Consider the following 18,706-nt stretch of genomic DNA (forward strand, 5'->3'; position numbering starts at 1 on the left):
GCGTCATGCTCGGAAGGGTTACGTGAAGCCAAGGGAGCCGCACTCTATCGGGCGACATCGGCTCCCCCGCCGACGCCCCTGGAGCGCCGATGTCCCGCACTGTTCTCACCGGCCGCATCGCCCCGATCATGCCGGGCCGCGATCTGGCGGCGACCCTCGCCTTCTACACGGCGCTCGGGTTCACCGCCGACGCGCACCACCCTGACGACGGCTATCTGATCCTCCTGCGCGGCGCGACCGAACTGCACTTCTTCCACGCCCCCGACACCGACCCGCTGACCACCGCGCACGCCGCGTACCTGCGGCTCGACGGTGGTGCGCACGTGGCGGACGCGCTGTACGAGGAGTGGCGCGAGGCGGGGCTGAGCGCTGATCCGTATGCGACGCCGCGGCTCGTCGAGCCGGACGACACGGTGTACGGGATGCGGGAGTTCGCGCTCGTCGACCCGGACGGGAACCTGCTGCGGATCGGTGCGCGCCTGGAGGCGACGGAGGGCTGAGCGAGGGCCCGGGGCGGGCGTTTCGGGGGCGGGGGCCGACGCGCCGCCCGGCCGCGCGGTACCCGGAGGGGCCTCGCGCACGGTGTTACCTCGGCACCAGGTGACAGCGAGCGGGAGGTACGGGACGACATGACGAGATACGGGGCGGCGCGGGCCTGGGTCGTGTCCGCCGTGCTGCTCGGGGCACTGGGCGTCCCGGCCCTGCCGTCGGCGCGGGCCGCCGAGGCGGACGCCGACGCCGACACCGTGCACGCGGCCGTCGTCTGGCCGGTCGTGGCGACTCCGCACATGACGGCGGCGGCCCTCGGTTCGGGTCCCGGGGCGCAGCCCGTCTTCGACGACGACACCCTGGCGACCCTGTTCGCGGCGGGCGGGCGGCTGCGCGAGATCGTCGACGCGGGCAAGGGCCGTGACGTGAGCTGGGTCGTCGACCCGGATCTGGTGATCGCGGCGCAGGCGATGGCGAACGGGTACCGCCTCGCGGACAGCGCCGACTCCAGCAACCCGCAGGACAGCACGCGCGGCACCGGGCAGAGCGTCGCGCGGTCCTGGCTGGCCGAGCTCAAGGAGGCGGTCGAGGGGCGTGACGTGTGGCTGCTGCCGTACGCGGACACGGATCTGGCCTCGCTGTCCCACCGTCCGGGCTCCGCCACCGACGATCTGACGGAGGTCGTCACCGGGATCACGGACGACGCGAAGGAGCGGGTCGACCGGGCGCTCGGCACCGGGACCCGGCCGGGCCTCGGCTGGCCCGCCGACGGCGCCGTCGACACCGCGATCACCCAACTGAGTACGGAGTTCGGGGTCACCCGGCTCCTCGTGTCCGGGCCGGGTCTCAGCCCGGCGGGCCCGGACCCGGTGACGCTCGACACCGGGTCCGGGAGCGACGGCAAGGTCACGGCGCTCCCCTACGACTCCGGTGTCACGGCGGCGCTGTCCCGCATCGAGGACCCGGGCCCGGACCCGGAGGTGTCCCCGTCCCTCACCCCCTCGCCCTTCCCGTCGGCGACGGCGTCGTCATCGTCATCGTCATCGTCATCGTCATCGTCATCGTCGGCTCCGGACTCCTCTCCCGGCAGTGGGGCGGGTTCCGGCTCAAGCTCTCGCTCCAGTCCTTCGGGGTCCGCGAGCGGCGACGAGGACGGGGGCGGTGCCGCCCCCGACCCGGCGACGGTCGCCCGGCTCGCCGCGCTGGTCAAGAAGAGCACCCGTCCCGTCCTCGTACCGCCCCGCGACCTGTCCGGTACGGCGGCGCGGGCGCTCGGTGCCGCGCTCGACTCCGGGACCAAGGACGGCTGGCTGGACCTGGAGGGCATCCGCGCCGCCGACGACGACCCGGTGAAGGGCAGGGCGGCGGCGCCCGCGGCCTACCCGGCCGGACCGCGCGCCGGGGAGCTGACCTCCGCCCAACTGGCCTCGGTGGACGACGACTTGGACGGTCTGGCCACCCTGGTCAAGGTGCTGGCCGATCCGAAGGCGACCACGGCGTCCGTGCACGCGGCCATGGCGCGTTCCCTGTCCACGGCCTGGCGCGCGGAGGACGACGCCGCGCAGGAGACCTTCCAGCGGCGCACGTCCGACTTCCTGGCCACCTCCGTGAAGTCGCTGCGTCTCGTCCCCAAGACCACCCTCACCCTCACCCCGGGCGACTCGACGGTCCCGGTGACGGTCGACAACGGGTTGCAGCAGGCGGTGGCGGGGCTCGAACTGCGGGTCTCCTCCGGGGACGCGGAGCGGCTGAGGGTCAACGACGCGCGGCTCGCGGTGGAGGCGGCGGGCTCCTCGACCCACACCACCCACATCGACGTCACGGCGAAGGCCAACGGCAAGGCGCGGATCACCGCCCGGCTCTACACGCGCGGCGACGGCAAGCCGTGGGGTGAGCCGATGACGTTCGAGGTGGACGTCACGTCGGTGTCGACGGGGGCGATCACCGTGGTGGTGGCGGGTGTCGTGCTCATCGTGCTGGCGGCGGCGTTCCGCATGCACCGCGTCCGCAGGCGCCGGGGGGCGGCGCCGCCGGTGGAGTAGGCCGCGCGGTTCAGGCGGCGGTGGCGGGGGCGGGGGCGGTGGTGGTCATGGGGGCGGCGGTGGTGGTCACGGGGACGGCGGCGGTGGTCACGGGGACGGCGGCGGTGGTCACGGGGACGGCGGTGGTGCGCCGCAGGGTTCGCAGCACCAGCCACTGGTCGCCCCAGGCCATGACCGTGCCGAGGACCGCCATCAGGAGGCCGACGAACAGCCCGCCGGTCTGCGTGCCCAGCGCGCAGCCGACCGCGCCGAGTCCGGCCCGGACCGCGAACCGGACGCCGACCAGGCCGAGCGCGAGGAACCGGGTGCGCTTGTTCTTCCACAGGGCCGACAACACCGAGCTTCGCCGACCGGGGGCACGCTCCGGCAGAGCGAGCCGTCCCGATCCCGCCGGTACACATGTCACTGGGCTACACATGTCACTGGGCGCGCGGTGTCCTGGCCCAGCCGGGCAGCCAGTGCGTGTCCGCGGCCGGGGCCCGGTACCCGCGGGCCAGGTGCGCGCGCAGGGCGGTGAGGCCCGGGTGCGGGTTGTCCTCGCGCCACAGCAGGGAGTGCGGGTAGACGGGCGTCGGCCGGTGGACCGGGATCGTCCGCAGGTCGAGGCCGGCGGGGTACGCGAGCGGGGTGCGCGGGCCCATGAAGGTGGCGACCGTCGCCGAGTCCGCGACCGTCTGGAGCAGGTGGTCCGTGCCGAAGTTGGGTCCGTGGGCGTCGATGGTCAGTCCGAAGTCCGCCGCCAACTCGGCGTAGTACGCGGCCCATTCGGTGCCCGGCGTCAGGCTCGGCATCCAGATCCGGTGCCCGGCGAGATCGGCCGGGACGACATTGTCCGCGCCCGCGAGCGGATGCCCTGCGCCGGTCACGAGCAGGATCGGCTCGTCGGCCACGCGCGTGCTGCGCACCCCCGGCGGCAACTGGTCCACGGGCACGCGGCGGGCCCAGAACGCGGCGTCGACGCTCCCCGCGCGGACGGCGTCGAGCACGGCCTTCCCGGCGGCGCCGAGGGCCACGATGTACAGGGCGACATCGGGGTGGGCGCGGTGGAAGTCCTGGATGAGCCCCGCCGTCATGGCGCGGGTGCCCATCACGTCGACGCGGAGCGGGCGCCGCCCGGGCCGGACGGCCGCGGTGGCCTTCGCCAGGGCGCGCAGCACGGCCTTGGCGTGCGGCAGGAACGCCTGCCCGTCCAGGGTCAGCCGGGCGCCGCTCGGCACCCGCGTGAACAGCCGCACGCCCAGCTCCCGCTCCAGGGCGGCGACGCGCTTGGAGACGGCCTGCTGACTGATGCCCAGCTCCTGCGCGGCCACCTGGAACTGTCCCTCATCGGCGACGGTGACAAAGGTGCGCACGGCTTCGGAATCCACCTCGCCATACAACCACAGGTTGTACGACCCCGGGCTCTCGGTTGTTTGCCCGGGTGCCGTCCGGGCGGCTTGGATCGCAGGTCATGACAGAGACGCGGGTACCGGGGACACGGGTGCGGCTCGGCCGGGACTTCGGCTGGTTGTGGGCGGCGTTCGCCGTGAGCACGGCCGGTACCTGGCTGGCCCTCGACGCGTTCTCGCTGATCGCCGTCCTCGTCCTGGACAGCGGCACGGCGCAGGTGTCGTTCCTCGCGGCGGCCGGGCTCGCGGCCGGGGCACTGATCGCGGTGCCGCTGGCCCCCTGGGTGGAGTTCCGCCGCAAACGTCCCGCGATGATCGGCGCGGATCTCGTGCGGTGCGCGGCCCTGCTCACGCTGCCGCTGACCTACGTCCTCGATGCCCTGAGCTTCACCCAGCTCGTGCTCGTCTCGGTGGTCGTCGCCACCGCCGACATCGTCTTCAAAGCCGCGAGCGGCGCCCATCTGAAGGCGCTGGTCCCGGCGGACGGGCTGCTCGTCGCGAGCGCCCGCTTCGAGACGACGATGTGGACGGCGACCGCCCTCGGCCCACCACTCGGCGGCGCCGCCATCGGAACGCTCGGCCCGCTGACCACCGTCGTCGGGGACGCGCTGAGCTACGTCCTGTCGGCGCTCGGCGTCCGCGCGATCCGCTCCCCCGAACCGGCGCCCACCGGGGGTCGCGCGTTCGGCCGGGCCGAGGTGATCGAGGGCTGGCGGTACCTGTGGCACCGGCCGGATCTGCGTGCGCTGTTCCTCAACACGGCTCTGGTCAACGGGCTCATCATGGTCGGCGCCCCCCTGATGGCCGTGCTCATGCTCCGCGAACTCCGCTTCCCCGTCTGGCAGTACAGCCTCGCGTTCAGCGTCCCGTGCCTCGGCGGGCTCGTCGGTTCGAGGCTGGCACCGCGCCTCGTACGGCGTCACGGAGCCGGCCGGGTCCTGCGGGTCAGCGGGGTCGCGCGGGCGTGCTGGCCGGTGGGCCTGGCGTTCACGGGCCCCGGCACGGGCGGCCTGCTCGTCGTGATGGCCGTCGAACTCGGCCTCATCACGTGCTGCGGCGTCTTCAACCCGGTCATGGCCCGCGAGCGCCTCCGGCGCACCGCGTCGGACCGGGTCGCCCGGGTCCTGACGGCCTGGTCCGTCACCAGCAGCGCGGTGACCGCCGCGCTGACCTCGGCGTGGGGCGGGCTCGCCGCGACCATCGGTACGCGGGAGGCGCTGGGCGCGGCGGGAGTCCTGTTGCTGGGGACGCCGTTGCTGCTGCGGCGCCGGGTTACAGAGTGCCCTGCGCGGCGGCCGTCTTGAACGCGTCGAAGGCGAGCGGGGTGATGGCGAAGACGCCGCCCTCGGGGTTCTTGGAGTCCCGGAGAGCGATGCGGTGGCCGTCGCGGGCGGGGGCGACTTCTAGGCATTCGCCGCCAGCGTTACCGCTGTACGACGACTTGCGCCAGGCCGCGCCGTTGAGAGCTCAACAGGTGGGCCAGTTGGTTCCACATGACCTCGCGGCCACCGATCTTCCGCAGCAGTACCGCCTCATCCAGCACAACCCACACCTGAGGCGGGCCCTCCCGGAACAGCACGCGTTGGCGCTCCATCCGGGCAGCCAGCAACTCGTCGGCATTGCCCGGCGGCGGTGTCCCAATCACCGACCGGGCATACGCCTCGGTTTGAAGCAAGCCGTAGACAACCTGCGCCTGATACGTGGACAGGTATGCGGCCCGCGCCTCCATCCCGGCGACTTTCTGGAACCACCCCGGCAACTGACTCCGCAACACCAACCCCGCAAGCCGCCCGAACGTTCCACCCGTACCCAGGACGGAGTCCACCCGCTCGGCGAAGTCGCGGGTCGGCACCTTGTGCGCGGTCTCGATCTGGCCCACCAAGGACCCCGTACAGAAAAGCTTCGCCCCGAGCTGGGGCTGGCTCAGGCCCGCCGCCTCGCGCCAGTGGCGCAACTCGGAGCCGAAGTGATCGAGCGGCGACGCGCTCGGGTCGAGTTGCCGGATGTTCGCCATGGCTTCCCCAACGACAGTGACTGTCCGCTTCCACTGGTAGCCGAGAGTAGTCGCAAGTCGCCACTCTCGTATCGCGAACGCCTCAACTCGTCCCTCTTGGCCAGGAGTTGTCATGAACTGTCACGCCATGGATTTCACGGTCGGCACGCATTCGGCCCACCACATCCGCCGGATCGTCCGGATCTACCTATGCCAGTGGGGCATGACGGAGCTGACGGATTCGGCCGAACTGGCGGTCACGGAACTGCTGGCGAACGTGGTCCGGCACGTGCCGGGTCGGCACTGTTCGCTGCTGATCGTGCGGCAGGGCAGAGGCGTCCGCGTGGAGGTCGGGGACCCGGACCCGCGCCCGCCCGTCGTGGGGGAGCCGACCCAGTGGGAGGAGGGCGGCCGGGGGCTGCTGCTGGTCGAGGCGGTGACGGACCGGTGGGGCGTGCACCCGAGCCCACCGGGCAAGACGGTGTGGTTCGAGTGCGACGCGAAGGCGGCCACCTGACGGCGTGTACACCGGGCCACGGGGGCGCCACACTGTCACAGTGACCACGACATTCCGCCCCGAACACACCAGTCAGGGAGCTTTCGTGGCGCACGTACACGTAATCCTCAACCAGAAAGGCGGCGTGGGAAAATCCACGCTCGCCGTGAACCTCGCCGCCGTCACCGCCGACGTCCTGGGCGCGGGCAGTCGGCGGGAAGGCGAGCACCCGCCCGTCGTCGCCGTCTCCATCGACCCGCAGGGCTCCGCCGTGTGGTGGTCCGAACGTGTCGGCGAGGGACTGCCCTTCGACTTCGTGCAGGCCCACAACGACCTGGCGGGCCTCGCCGCGCTGTCCCGTATCCCGTCCGTGCAGCACGTCTTCGTGGACACCCCGGGCTGGCTCGACCTCGCCGAGAACGACGGCGCCGATCCCCTCGGCAAGGGCGCCGCCGCCGACGCCCTGCGCGCGGTGCTCTCCAGCGCGACCGATGTCATCGTCCCCATCGAGCCCGAGCCGCTCGGTTTCCAGCCGACGCAGCGCACGATCGAGCGGGTGGTGAAACCGCGCGGCCTCCCGTTCCGCGTCGTCATCAACAACTGGGATCCGCGCGACGGGAGGGCCGACCTGGAGCAGACCCGCGCCTTCGTCGAGGCGCAGGGCTGGCCGCTGGCCCGTACCGTCGTGCGCCACTACAAGCTGCACACCCGGGCCAGCGCGGACGGCCTGGTCGTCACCCAGTACGGCGCCAACCGGGTCGCGCTCCAGGCCCGTGAGGACTTCTTCCGGCTCGCCCTCGAGGTCGGTCTCGCCGCGATCCCGGCCCCGGCGAAGCCCCCCGCGAGCACCCCGTCCCGCCCGGCCGGTCAGCCTCGTACGAAGAAGAAGGTGAAGGGCTGATGGGGCGCCGTACGGATCTGTCCTCGCTGCTGTCGGCGGCGGACGCGTCGCAGGCCCCGGTCACCCCGCGCCGGCCGGACACGACCCCGCTCACCGTCCCCGTCACCGACCTCGCCGAGAACCCTGACAACCCGCGCCATGAGCTGCGCGACCTGGACGGCCTCGCCGAGACGGTCCGCGAGCGCGGTGTGCTCCAGGCACTCGGCGTCGTCCCCGCCGCCGTGTTCCTCACCGCGCACCCGCACCACGAGAAGGCCGTCGGCAAGGCCGCGTACGTCGTGCTGCACGGCCACCGCCGTCTGGCCGCCGCCAGAATGGCCGGGCTGGACGAGGTGCCTGTCCTCGTCCGCGACGACGCCTCCCGCTCCGACGAGGACGCGCTCATCGAGAACGTCCAGCGCGACGACCTCACCGAGCTGGAACAGGCCCAGGCCATCCAGGGACTGATCACCGCCTACGGCTACTCGCAGCGCCAGGTCGCCGCCCGGATCGGCAAGACGCAGGGCTTCGTCTCCCAGCGGCTCTCCCTGATGAAGCTGCGCGAGGACCTTCAGGAAGCGCTCGCCGACGGCCGCGTCTCCGTCGAGGACGCCCGCCGCATCGCCCGCCTCCCCCACGAGGACCAGCGCCTTCCCGGCCAGTACGGCGAGCTGCCCGGCCCGTCCGTGCCCCCGGCCCGCACGGAGCGGCGCGGGCGTGATTACGGCGTAATCACGATCGACAGCCGGGCGACCCCGCAGGACGTGGTGGACGCCCTGCGCCGCCACCTCGCCCCGGCCACACTCGACCGGGTCATGGAGCTGCTGCGCGACTGAGCCCGGCCCGTGGTCCGGGACCCGGTCGCTTACGGTTGCCCCGTGCCCCCCGTGTCGTCCCCGTCCGTGACCCAGCCGCCGCCCGCCGAGGCCGTCACCCCGCTCATCCGGGGCCTCGACGTGCTGCGGCGCCTCACGGACGCGGACGGCACCCTCGCCCTCGCCGAACTCGCCCGCGCCACCGGCCTCGCCCGCTCCACCGTCGACCGGATCTGCGCGACCCTGGCCCATCTCGGCTTCGTACGCCTCGACGGGCGGGACGCCTCCCTCGCGCCGCCCCTCATGGCCGTCGCCAACGCCTACCTGGACGCCCTGCGCGTCCCCGAACTGCTCGGGCCGCTCGCCGACCGGCTCGCCGACGACCTCGACGAATCCGTCTCCCTCGCCGTCCCCGACGGCCCCGACATCCGCTTCGTCCACCAAGTGCTGCGGCGCCGCGCCCTGTCCATCAGCTTCCGCGTCGGTGACACCCTGCCGGGCGACGGTTCCGCGCCGGGCCTCGTCTTCCGGGACGGGGTGCCGCTCGCCGTCGACGACCAGTTGGTCGAGCCGGGACTGATCGCGGTGGCCGCGCCCGTGCGGGGGCCCGGCGGTGCGGTGGTCTGCGCGGTGAGCGTGGTCAGCCATACGAGTCGGCACGGGGTCGCCTCGCTGCGGGCCGCTGTGCGGGGAGCCCTGGAGACGTGTGTCGCGGAGATGGAGAGCGTGCTCGCCGACCCGCCTCCGCTCACGGGCCCCCGCCCCGGACCGCGGTCCGTAGGCGCCGCAGGGGCTGGAGGGGCCGGTCTCGCCGAGATCGTCTCCCTGGCTCGCGGGCTCTCCGTGCTCACCTGCTTCGACGCCGCACACCCCGCCATGACGCTCAGCGAGATCGCCGGACGCACCGGGCTGGCCCGCGCCACCGCTCGCCGCGCCCTCCTCACGTACCAGCACCTCGGCCACGTCGAGCAGAACGGCCGCACGTTCCGGCTCACCCCCCGCGTCCTCGCCCTGGGCTGCGCCCCGCTGTCCCGTACGACGCTGCCGCGCATCGCCGCACCCCACCTCGCCGCGCTGTCGGAACGGCTCGGCGAGTCCGTGGGGCTCTCGGTGCCCGACGGGGAGTGGGTGCGGTGCACCGCGCGGGTCACCCCGCGCCGGGTCATGAGCGTCGACATCGGCGTCGGCTCCCGGCTGCCCGCCGACGCCACGGCCGCCGGACGCGTCCTGCGCGGCGCACCGCTCCCCGCGCCCGGCCTCGCCGTCGTGGACGGGCCCGAGGACGGACTGTGGTCCCTGGCCGTACCCGTGCGGGACCTCGACGGCCGGACCGTCTCCGCGCTCGACGTCACCGCCCACCAGGGGCGCGGGTCGGCCGACGCCTGGGGCGACGCGCTGCGGGAGACGGGCGCCGCGATCGACGCCGATCTGCACGTGACCGCGCGCTTCGTGCCCGTGCCGGTCCACTGAACCCACCGATGGGGCCGTGTCCGCGCCGCGTTGCGGAACGTACGCGCGCGACCGTCAATGGAAGGACGGGACAGGGGGGCACCTGAAAGGAGCCCGTCATGGCTCACGCGGCACCCGCACCGGCCCGCTCCACGCGGGCCGGCCGCCCCGCGACCCCGTCGGCGACCACCACCGCGAAGGTCCTGCCGGTGGTCACCGGCGCCCTCTACGGGTTCTGGGCGGCGAACATCCAGCGCTTCGGCCACGAGGTGACCGGCGGCAACATCGCGCTCGGACTCGTCACCGGCATCCTCGTCGCGGCGCTCTGCTTCGGCATCCACCTCTGGTCCGCACGGCAGGGCAGCCGCCACATCGGGCTGCGCGCCCTCGTCTGGGGCGCCTTCGCCGGTATCGCCGTCGGCTTCCTGCACAGCCTCGCCAACGGCGGCGTCCCCTGGTCCATGGTGCTCGGCCTGATCGTGGCCGCCGCGACGTTCGTGGCCATGTACTACCGCTACTACTCCCAGAGCGAGTACGCGCCCGAACGCCCCGCACGCCAGGCACACCCCGCGAGCCCCACGCGCCCCACACGCTCCGGGCGCCCTGTCTCCCACGGGTAGCCCGTATGCGGGCGCCCCGGTCGCGGCCCACGCGACCGGGGCCTTGCCTTGAAGGGTGATCCGCGCCGCACTCGCCCCCGTCCTCCTCGTCCTCGCCTGCCTCCTCGTCCCCCTCGCCACCCTGTCCACCTGGGCCGCGTACGAGATCGGCGACAGCGACCGCTACGTGTCCACGACGGCACCGCTCGCCACCGACCCGGCCGTGCGGAACACGGTCGGCGACGCCGTGACCACCGGGATCATGCGGACCATCAGCGTGGGCCCGCTCCAGTCCACCGTCGAGCAGTACCTGCACGACGCCGTCGTCTCCTTCACCGGCACCGCCGCCTTCCAGGGCGCCTGGAACACCGCGAACCGGGCCGCCCACGACGCGGTGCAACGCGCCCTCGACGAGGGCGGCACCGGCGCCGTCACCCTCGACCTGGCGCCCGTCACCCGACAGGTCAAACAGCAGCTCCTGGACGACGGCGTGCCCTTCGCGGCGCAGATCCCCGTCACCCACACCGAGATCACCGTCCTGTCCGCCGGGGACCTCGCCGAGCTGCGCAAGGTGTTCCCCGTCCTCCAGCTCGCGGGCGCCTGGCCGGTCCTCGCGTCGCTCGTCCTCACCGTCGCCGGGCTGCTCCTGGCGCGGCGTCGGCGCCGGGCCCTCGTCGCGACGGCGCTCGGCATGGCCCTGGCCGCGGCGGCGCTGCTCGTCGCCCTGACGATCGCCCGCTCGCTCACCCTCGGCGACCTCGACACCGACGCGGACAAGGCGACGGCCGGCGCGGTCTACGACGCCCTGACGTCCTCGATGCGGACCGTGTCGTGGGTGGTCGTCGGCGTGGGCGCGGCGGTGGCCGTCGTGGCCTGGCTGACGGGCCGGTCCTGGTCCGGGCGGCGCGGGCGGCGCTCCCCCGCGACCGGCGCGGCCCGCCGGCGACCGGCCGACGCGTCACCCGTTCAGCCGCGTTCGGAATGCCGCGGTGCGGTGCCGGGACGAGCATTCCCCTGAGACGAGGAGGCACCCCATGAGCGAGTCGACACCCCCGAACACTCCCTTGAACACGCCGCCGCCGACCCCCGACCCCGGCCCGGCCACCGGATCGAGGGACCACCGGAAGCGCACCGCCGCCCCCACCACCGGCGACGACGGCCACGGACCCGGCGCCGCGTGGGCCACCGGCGGTTCCGTCTTCGCCGGTGTCCTGATGCTCGTCAGCGGCATCCTCGGCATCCTCAACGGGATCGCGGGCATCGCCAAGGACGACGTGTACGCCCGCATCGGCGACTACGTCTACTCCTTCAACCTGACCACGTGGGGTTGGATCCACCTGATCCTCGGCATCCTCGTGGCGCTCACCGGCTGGGGCATCCTCAAGGGCGCCGACTGGGCGCGCGGCGTCGGCATCGCCCTCGCCGCCCTGTACATCGTCGAGTACTTCCTGTTCCTGCCGTACGCGCCCGTGTGGTCGGTCATCTCCATCGGTATCGGCGTCTTCGTCATCTGGGCGCTGGCCGGCGAACCGCACCGCACCGCACCGCCAAGCACGCCTGACGACCACGCCTGACAACCACGCCTGACAACCACCGGGCCCGCTGTCCCGTCCTTCCGGGAGAATTCGACAGAACTCCCCAGGGAAGGACGGGCCTTGCATCAGCGGCACATCACGGACGAGACGCCCGACGCCCTGCGGTACCCGCCCCAGGACGCCGGGCGCCGCCGCGTCAACAGAGCGGGGGCATGGGCGGCCGGTCTGCTGCTCGCCGGGGTGAGCGCCGTCGTCGGCTGCCGGGCCGCGGACACCGACGCCGTCACACCCGTCCCGCAACTCCTCGCCTTCCTGCCCTGGCTCACCGCCCCGGCCGTCGCCGCGCTGCTCCTCGCTCTCCTCGCCCGCTGGCGCACCGGCATGGTCTGGGCCGTCGTCGCGCTCGGGGCGCTCGCCTGGACCATGGAGCCCTACGGCACCGACACGGAGGCCACGGGCCCGCCCGTCTCCGGCGTCCGCGTCCTCGTCTCCAACGTGCAGTTCGGACGCGGCACCGACGCCCTCGTCGACATCCTCACCCGCGAGGAACCGGACCTCGTGTTCGTCGCCGAGTGCGACTACTCCTGCCAGGACACCCTCGGCCGCGCCACCCTGAAGGACGCCTACCCCTACCGGCGGGCCGTGCGCGCGGGCGGCTCGGAAGGCTCCCTCATCCTCAGCGCCTTCCCGCTGCGGGCCGCGCCCACCGTGCCCGCCACGATGGGCATGCCGGGCGCCGTCGCGGACGTACGCGGGCATCCGGTACGCCTCCAGCTCGCGCACCCCATGCCGCCGTTGCCCGGCCAGGTCGGGGTGTGGCGGCGTGAACTGGACCGGCTGCGGGACTTCGTCGCCGCCGACCCGGGGGCCGCGACCATCCTGGCCGGGGACTTCAACGCGACCCAGGACCACGCCGCGTTCCGCCGCGTCCTCGACGCGGGCCCCCTGCGCGACACCGCCCGGCTCACCGGACACACCCGCACCCCGAGCTGGCCGTCCTCGGCGCCCGCGCCGCTGGGCACGCAGATCGACCACACCCTGGTGAGCGGCCAGTTCTCGGCGGACGCGGCCCGTTTCCTGAAGCTGCGGGACACCGACCACCGGGCTCTGCTGGTCGATCTGACACTGCACGCAGAGCACAGGGACCGGTGAGCGAAGATCGCATAATGGCCCTATGCCGCCCCGCGTAGCGCCCCCTGACTGGCTGGTCAGAACCCTGCGACCCCAGCGCGCCCCGATCCCCTGGGCGGCGGCGTCCCGGGCCGCGATCGCCATGGCGGCCCCCCTCGCGGTGGGTCTGGCCACCGGCCACAGCGCCTACGGCGCCCTCGCCTCCATGGGCGCCCTCAGCGGAGTGATCGGCGACACCGCGGACGCGTACCGCATGCGCATCCTGAACATCGCCGTCCCCCAGTTCTTCGGCGCGGTGGGCGTGACGGTCGGCTCCCTCGTCAACGGCCGGGGCTGGTTCGCCGTCGCCGCCGTCACGGCCGTCGCCCTCGTCTCCGGGATGATCTCCACGATCGGCGCGGTCGCCTCCGTCTCCGGGCTGCTGCTCCTCCTCAACTGCGTCGTCGGCGCGGGGCTGCCCATGCCCGGCGCGTGGTGGCTCGCACCGCTGCTCATGTACAGCGGCGGCCTGCTCGTCCTGCTGCTCGCCCTGCTCGCCTGGCCGCTGCGGGGCGGCGTACCGGAGCGGGCCGCCGTCGCGGCCACCTACCGCGGCGTCGCCCACCTCCTCGAAGCCGCGGGCCAGGACCCGCTCACGTACGCGGAGACCCGCCTCGCCGTCACCCAGTCCCTCAACCTCGCCTACGACCTCGTCCTCGCCCGGCGCGCCCGCGCCCATGGGCGCAACCCCGAACTGGTGCGGCTCGTCAGCCAGTTGAACGCCGTGACACCCATCGTCGAGGCCGCGCCCGCCGTCCACCAGTGCGGGGTACCGCTGCCGCCCCAGGTGCCGGACGCCGTACGCGCCCTCGCCGACGCCATCGCCGCCGGACGGCCCGCCGACGGGGCGCCGCTGAAACTGCCCGAACCCGACGGGCCCGCCTCCCGCGCCCTCGACCACGCGGTACGGCACGCCGCCGAGGTCGCGGCGCGGACCGGGGACAGCGAGTTCACCAACGTCGACGACCGGCTCGGCCACCCCGCCGCCCTGCGGGTCCGCGCCCGCCGCGGCGCCCGCAACGTCATCCTGTCCGGCGCCTCCTGGCGCTACGGCCTCCGGCTCGCCCTGTGCATCGGCATCGCCCAGACCCTCGTGTCGATCGTGCCGGTGCCGCGCTCCTACTGGGTCGCGCTGACCATCACGTTCGTCATGAAACCCGACTTCGGATCGGTGTTCTCGCGGGCCGTCCTGCGCGCCCTCGGCACGGCGGCCGGGCTCGTCGTCGCGGCGGCCGTCCTGTCCGAAGTGCCGATCGGCTGGTGGGACGTGCCGGTCATGCTGCTGCTCGCGCCGCTCATCCCCGCGCTCACCCCCCGCGGCTACGCCTTCCAGACCGCCGCCATCACCCCGGTGATCCTGCTGCTCTCCGACCTCCTCAACCACCAGGGCACCGCCCTGCTCGGGCCCCGGCTCCTCGACAGCCTCATGGGCTGCGCCATCGCGCTCGTCGCGGGCTACCTGCTGTGGCCGGAGAGCTGGCACACCCGCATCGGCGACCGCCTCGCCGACGCGGTGTCCGACACGGCGGCGTACGTGGAGTGCGCGTTCGGCGACACGGCGGACCCGGCCGCCCGGGCCCGGATGCGGCGCCGCCTGTACCGGGACCTGTCGGTGATCCGCACCGAGTTCCAGCGCGCCCTCACCGAACCGCCGCCCACAGGGAAGCGGGCGGCGGCCTGGTGGCCCCTGGTCGTCTCGGTCGAACGCATCGTGGACGCGACGACCGCGGCGCGGGTGCGGGTCCGTCATGGTTCCCCGCCGCCCTCTCCGGTGGAGGTGGGCCAGGTGACCGCGCAATTGCGGGAGCTGGCCCAGGGGTTGCGCGACTCCGTGGTGCTGGAGGAGGTACGGGCCGATTTCGGTGCCGCCCCCGGCCTCCGGGAGGGGGTCCTCGAACAGGTCCGCCAGGAGGTGGCGGCGACCCGTGCCATCGGAATCCGCGGGGGCCCCACCGGCCCGCGAGACCCGCGAGATCCGTGAGACCTGTGAGACCCGTGAGTCCCGCGAGACCCGCGAGACCCGCGAGAACACCACTTCGTCAGCGGGCCGGTGGGGCTCGGACTCACCGATCGGCCGACGCGGCCTCCAGCTTGCGCAGCGCCTTCGCGAACCCGTTGGCCCAGAGCGAGTTCACCCGGGACTTCTCGTTCGCGTTCGGGTACGGGTTGGTGCAGGACGGGCCCGGGCCGCCGCCCGACATCAGCTCGCTGCACGGCCCCGAGTAGTGGTCCGGCAGACCGAGCACGTGCCCGGTCTCGTGCGCCGTCACGCGGGTGGAGTTGTACTGCCGGTTCTGCGCGTAGTCGAGGAAGACGTACCCTCTGCCGTGCCCGTCCGTCGACGCGTACGAACCGCGTGAGTCGTTGCCTTCGTAGTACGCGAAGTCACCGCCGCCCGACGTCGCCGCGAGCTTCACGTTGGACACGGACGAGTTCCAGATGGACGCGCTGTTCGCTATCTGCGTCCGGAACGAGGGGGCGTTCGCGGTGTTGTACAGGACGGTGACCTGCGCGGCGCCGGGGTTCGCGGCCCGCTTCTCGGCGACGGACTTCAGGACTGCCTCGAAGAACGCCTTGTTGGCGGCGGCGTCCTCGGCGGACCCGTCGTAGTGGACCCGCGCCTGCGCCGGTGCCTGCGGCTGCGTCTGCGCGGTGGCGGGCCCTGCCGTGAGGGCCGTGACGGTGAGCCCCGCGCCGAACGCGCACGCGAGGATCCGGATGACTGTGGGGGGTTGTGTCATGGTCATGCAGAAGAGTGTGGGGGCGGGCGGGGCGCCTGGGGATGATGGCATTCGGTGATAACGCGGGGTTATCGCCGGGCGACCGCTCCCGGGGCCGGTGAGGTGCGGGTGCGACATGTGGTGTGAGACGCCCACTGGTGCGGCTTCCGTGGCCGCCTTACTCTCGACGCTCATGGAGCTGGACGTGCGGCACCTGCGCGCCCTGTGCGCGATCGACGACACCGGCAGCCTGCACAAGGCGGCCCGCCAACTGGGCACGACCCAGCCCGCGTTGAGCACACAACTGCGCCGCGTCGAGGACTTCGTGGGCGGCCGGCTGTTCACCCGCGAGCGCACCGGGTGCCGTCCCACCCCGCTCGGCCGCGTCCTGCTCACCCGCGCCCGGCCGCTCGTCGACGACCTGCGCACCCTCGTCGAGGAGACCCGCGCAGCCGCCGCCGCGACCGCCGGGGGCCCCGGCCGCCTGCGCATCGGGTCCACCGCGAGCCGCGCCCTGCCGGGGTGGCTGCGGCGCCTTCGGACCAACGCGGCGTTCCTCGGCACCGAACCGACCCTGCGGGTGGACGTCTCCGCGCACGCGCTGCTGCGGCTGGTCGCCGAGGGCGGACTCGACGTGGCGTTCGTGCACGAGGTGGAGGGCAGCCCCCTGCGATTGCCACCGGGGCTCGCGTGCCGGGTCCTGGTCGAACGCGAGCCGCAGTTCGTCTCCCTGGCCACCGACCATCCGGCCGCCCGGCTCAGTGTCGTCCGGCTCAGCGACCTGGCCGAGGACCGGTGGATGGTCGACCCCACGGTGGACGGTGAATGGGACGGGCTGCTGCGAGCGCTGCGCTCCGCGGGCCTCAAGCCGCGTGTCCTGCACGGTGATTACCTCACCGCCGCGTCCCTCGTCGCCACCGGCGAGGTCGTCACCCTGTGCCAGCCCACGTCCCGCTCCCGCGCCGACATGGCGATCCGGCCGCTGTACGGGGACCCGGTGGGCGTACGGCTGTTGCTCACGGCCCGTACGGACGTGCTGCTCGACGCGGTGCTGCCGGATCTGCGGGCCGCGTACGAGGAGGCGGCGCAGCAGGCTCCCGCCTACCGGGACCGGCTTTCTTTCCTGGATCCCGAACTCACGGCGGCCCGTGCGTCCGTACCCGCATCCGTCCCCGCATCCGTCCCGTTCCCGGACATACAGCCCCCGCAAGAGGGGGCAAAGGGCGGCACGTTCGCGTAGGCGGTCCCCCGGTTGCCTCGATCCGCCGGGGCCGAACGGGCGGACCCTTCCCAAGATCACGCCCAGTGGCGGCTAACCTTACGTGTCCGCCCTGGCCAGGGGTTCCAGGGACGTTCGGGGACCAACTCATGCGGAAGGTTGCGCACATGGGCATTCTGGATCTGCTGCGGAACGCGTTCGGGCGGTCCCGTAAGGGGGACGCGGAGGCCGCTGCCGCGGGGGAGCCGGAAGCCGCACCGCCGGCCGAGTCTCCCGCACCGCAGACGCCGAAGGTACCCGGGCCGTCCCGGGGAGAGGCGGACGACCTGGTGGCGGCGGCGTTCGACAACGTGGCCGTCCCGAAACCGGCGGATCCGGTGGAGTCGATGGACCCGGCGGACCCGGTTCCGGAGTCGGAAAAGCCGAAGCCGGAGGCGCCGAAGGCCGAGGCGCAGGTCCCGGCTCAGGCGGAGGCGCCGGTGGGGCCCGAGGCGAAGGCGCAGGTCCCGGCCCAGGCCGAGGCACCGGCGGAGCTCGAGAGTCCCGCCCAGGCGGAGCCCGAGGCGCCGACGGAGCCCGAGGCGAAGGAGAAGGCGGAACCCGAGATCCCCGCTCAGGCGGAGCCACCGACTCAGGCGGAGCCCGAGGCCAAGGCCCAGGTCCCGGCCCAGGCGGAGGCGCCGACGGAGCCCGAGACGCCCGCCCAGGCGGAACCCGAACCGAAGAAGCAGCCCGAACCCGAGGCGCCCGCCCAGGCGGAGCCCGAGGCACCGGCGGAGCCCGAGGCGAAGGAGAAGGCGGAGCCCGAGGTCCCCGCTCAGGCGGAGGCACCGGCTCAGGCCGAGCCCGAGGCCAAGGCCCAGGTCCCGGCCCAGGCCGAGGCACCGGTAAAGACCGAGACGCCCGCTCAGGCGGAACCCGAACCGAAGACGCAGCCCGAGCCCGAGGCGCCCGCCCAGGCGGAGCCCGACGTGCCGGTGGCCGATGAACCGGCCGAGCCCGAGCCCGAGCCCGAGCCGCGTACCGAGCCCGCACCGCAGGCGAAGGCTCCGGCCAAAAAGGCTCCTGCCAAGAAGGTCCCCGCGAAGAAGGCCCCGGCCAAAAAGGCTCCTGCCAAGAAGGCCCCGGCCACCAAGACCGCCGCGCCCAAGAGCACCGCCTCCAAGCCGAAGCCCGCCGCCAAGACCGCCGCCAAGGCCGCCGCGGTCGACCCGAGCGCGGGGCCCGCGCACCCCGGGGACAAGATCAAGACGCTCGCGCCGGGGCTCACCGCCGCCTACAAGGCCGCCGGCGCCGAGCTGGAGAAGCGGGGGCTCAGCGGGGCCCGGGCCACGGTGTACCTCGTACTGGACCGGTCCGGATCGATGCGGCCCTACTACAAGGACGGCTCCGCGAGCGCCCTGGCCGAGCAGACCCTCGCCCTCGCCGCCCACCTCGACGCCCGCGAGACCCCGGTCGTCCACACCGTGTTCTTCTCGACGGACATCGACGCGACCGGTGACCTCGCTCTGGACGACACGTACGAGGGCAAGATCGACGAGTGGCACGCCGCGGCCGGCCGGATGGGCCGCACCAGCTACCACCGCGCCGTCGAGGAGGTCGTGGCGCATCACGAGAAGAGCGCGGACCCGACGGTCCCGGCCCTGGTCGTCTTCCAGACGGACGGCCCGCCGGACGTGCAGCGCCCGGCGACCGAGGCCCTGGCCGAGGCGGCGAGCCACCCGCTGTTCTTCCAGTTCGTCGCGTTCGGCGAACACGACGCCAAGGGCTTCGACTACCTCCGCAAGCTGAAGGCGGACAACGCCGCCTTCTTCCACGCGGGCCCCACCCCCCGCGAACTGACCGACGCCGAGCTCTACGAGGGCGTCCTGGCGGCCTGGCGCCCGTAACCCCCCCGACACCCCCCGGCCG

The 18,706-nt window shown here is 73.6% G+C and carries 17 protein-coding genes and 2 pseudogenes; 14 read left to right on the top strand and 5 right to left on the bottom strand.

Annotated features, from left to right (window positions below):
- The first annotated feature begins 89 nt into the window (after positions 1-89).
- Together ACIRF8_RS24145 and ACIRF8_RS24150 are read left to right on the top strand one after the other, a co-directional pair.
- Positions 90-500, top strand: a complete 411-nt coding sequence (locus tag ACIRF8_RS24145) for a bleomycin resistance protein (RefSeq protein ID WP_404217566.1) — start codon at positions 90-92, stop codon at positions 498-500.
- Positions 501-629: 129 nt separating this feature from the next.
- Positions 630-2,531: a hypothetical protein gene (locus ACIRF8_RS24150; protein ID WP_404217567.1), complete on the top strand. Its 1,902-nt coding sequence runs from the start codon at positions 630-632 to the stop codon at positions 2,529-2,531.
- Positions 2,532-2,541: 10 nt separating this feature from the next.
- On the opposite strand, the gene ACIRF8_RS24155 is transcribed toward ACIRF8_RS24150, so the two are convergent.
- Entirely contained in the window at positions 2,542-2,868 is a 327-nt protein-coding gene (locus ACIRF8_RS24155; protein WP_404217568.1) for a hypothetical protein, read from the bottom strand.
- Positions 2,869-2,950: 82 nt separating this feature from the next.
- Positions 2,951-3,898, bottom strand: a complete 948-nt coding sequence (locus tag ACIRF8_RS24160; protein ID WP_404217569.1) for a LysR family transcriptional regulator — start codon at positions 3,896-3,898, stop codon at positions 2,951-2,953.
- 83 nt (positions 3,899-3,981) lie between these two features.
- On the opposite strand from ACIRF8_RS24160, the gene ACIRF8_RS24165 reads away from it, so the two are divergent.
- Positions 3,982-5,223 (top strand): MFS transporter, encoded by a 1,242-nt coding sequence (locus ACIRF8_RS24165; RefSeq protein WP_404217570.1) that lies wholly within the window; start codon positions 3,982-3,984, stop codon positions 5,221-5,223.
- Here ACIRF8_RS24165 and ACIRF8_RS24170 read toward each other — a convergent pair.
- Positions 5,192-5,314, bottom strand: a pseudogene (locus ACIRF8_RS24170) (DUF397 domain-containing protein); the annotation flags it as partial. The gene ACIRF8_RS24165 and the pseudogene ACIRF8_RS24170 overlap by 32 nt on opposite strands.
- Before the next feature lie 73 nt (positions 5,315-5,387).
- Positions 5,388-5,933 (bottom strand): annotated as a pseudogene (locus tag ACIRF8_RS24175) (Scr1 family TA system antitoxin-like transcriptional regulator); the annotation flags it as partial.
- Between the two features lie 112 nt (positions 5,934-6,045).
- Here ACIRF8_RS24175 and ACIRF8_RS24180 point away from each other — a divergent pair.
- From ACIRF8_RS24180 to ACIRF8_RS24220, 9 genes are all read left to right on the top strand, one after another.
- Positions 6,046-6,429 (top strand): ATP-binding protein, encoded by a 384-nt coding sequence (locus ACIRF8_RS24180; RefSeq protein ID WP_404217571.1) that lies wholly within the window; start codon positions 6,046-6,048, stop codon positions 6,427-6,429.
- Between the two features lie 85 nt (positions 6,430-6,514).
- The gene (locus ACIRF8_RS24185) at positions 6,515-7,309 is read left to right on the top strand and encodes a ParA family protein (RefSeq protein ID WP_404217572.1); all 795 of its coding nucleotides are present in this window, start codon (positions 6,515-6,517) and stop codon (positions 7,307-7,309) included.
- On the top strand, positions 7,309-8,124 hold the full coding sequence (locus ACIRF8_RS24190) for a ParB/RepB/Spo0J family partition protein (RefSeq protein WP_404217573.1): 816 nt from the start codon (positions 7,309-7,311) through the stop codon (positions 8,122-8,124). The genes ACIRF8_RS24185 and ACIRF8_RS24190 overlap by 1 nt, the downstream gene beginning before the upstream one ends.
- A gap of 42 nt (positions 8,125-8,166) precedes the next feature.
- Positions 8,167-9,573 carry a helix-turn-helix domain-containing protein gene (locus ACIRF8_RS24195; RefSeq protein ID WP_404217574.1) on the top strand — a complete coding sequence of 469 codons (1,407 nt, stop codon included), beginning with the start codon at positions 8,167-8,169 and terminating at the stop codon, positions 9,571-9,573.
- 98 nt (positions 9,574-9,671) lie between these two features.
- Positions 9,672-10,172: a hypothetical protein gene (locus tag ACIRF8_RS24200; protein ID WP_404217575.1), complete on the top strand. Its 501-nt coding sequence runs from the start codon at positions 9,672-9,674 to the stop codon at positions 10,170-10,172.
- A gap of 55 nt (positions 10,173-10,227) precedes the next feature.
- Entirely contained in the window at positions 10,228-11,169 is a 942-nt protein-coding gene (locus tag ACIRF8_RS24205; RefSeq protein WP_404217576.1) for a hypothetical protein, read from the top strand.
- 16 nt (positions 11,170-11,185) lie between these two features.
- Positions 11,186-11,725 (top strand): hypothetical protein, encoded by a 540-nt coding sequence (locus ACIRF8_RS24210; RefSeq protein ID WP_404217577.1) that lies wholly within the window; start codon positions 11,186-11,188, stop codon positions 11,723-11,725.
- A 96-nt stretch (positions 11,726-11,821) separates the two neighbouring features.
- Complete coding sequence (locus ACIRF8_RS24215; RefSeq protein ID WP_404218181.1) at positions 11,822-12,838, top strand: endonuclease/exonuclease/phosphatase family protein; 1,017 nt, start codon at positions 11,822-11,824, stop codon at positions 12,836-12,838.
- A 22-nt stretch (positions 12,839-12,860) separates the two neighbouring features.
- Complete coding sequence (locus tag ACIRF8_RS24220) at positions 12,861-14,837, top strand: FUSC family protein (RefSeq protein WP_404217578.1); 1,977 nt, start codon at positions 12,861-12,863, stop codon at positions 14,835-14,837.
- A gap of 82 nt (positions 14,838-14,919) precedes the next feature.
- Here ACIRF8_RS24220 and snpA read toward each other — a convergent pair whose 3' ends face one another.
- Positions 14,920-15,603: a snapalysin gene (gene snpA, locus ACIRF8_RS24225; RefSeq protein ID WP_404217579.1), complete on the bottom strand. Its 684-nt coding sequence runs from the start codon at positions 15,601-15,603 to the stop codon at positions 14,920-14,922.
- Between the two features lie 166 nt (positions 15,604-15,769).
- Between snpA and ACIRF8_RS24230 the strand changes: the two genes are divergently transcribed.
- Together ACIRF8_RS24230 and ACIRF8_RS24235 are read left to right on the top strand one after the other, a co-directional pair.
- Complete coding sequence (locus ACIRF8_RS24230; protein WP_404217580.1) at positions 15,770-16,816, top strand: LysR family transcriptional regulator; 1,047 nt, start codon at positions 15,770-15,772, stop codon at positions 16,814-16,816.
- Between the two features lie 146 nt (positions 16,817-16,962).
- Positions 16,963-18,684, top strand: a complete 1,722-nt coding sequence (locus ACIRF8_RS24235) for a VWA domain-containing protein (RefSeq protein WP_404217582.1) — start codon at positions 16,963-16,965, stop codon at positions 18,682-18,684.
- Positions 18,685-18,706 lie beyond the last annotated feature (22 nt).

The organism is Streptomyces sp. NPDC102406, assembly GCF_044765725.1.
GTDB lineage: Bacteria > Actinomycetota > Actinomycetes > Streptomycetales > Streptomycetaceae > Streptomyces.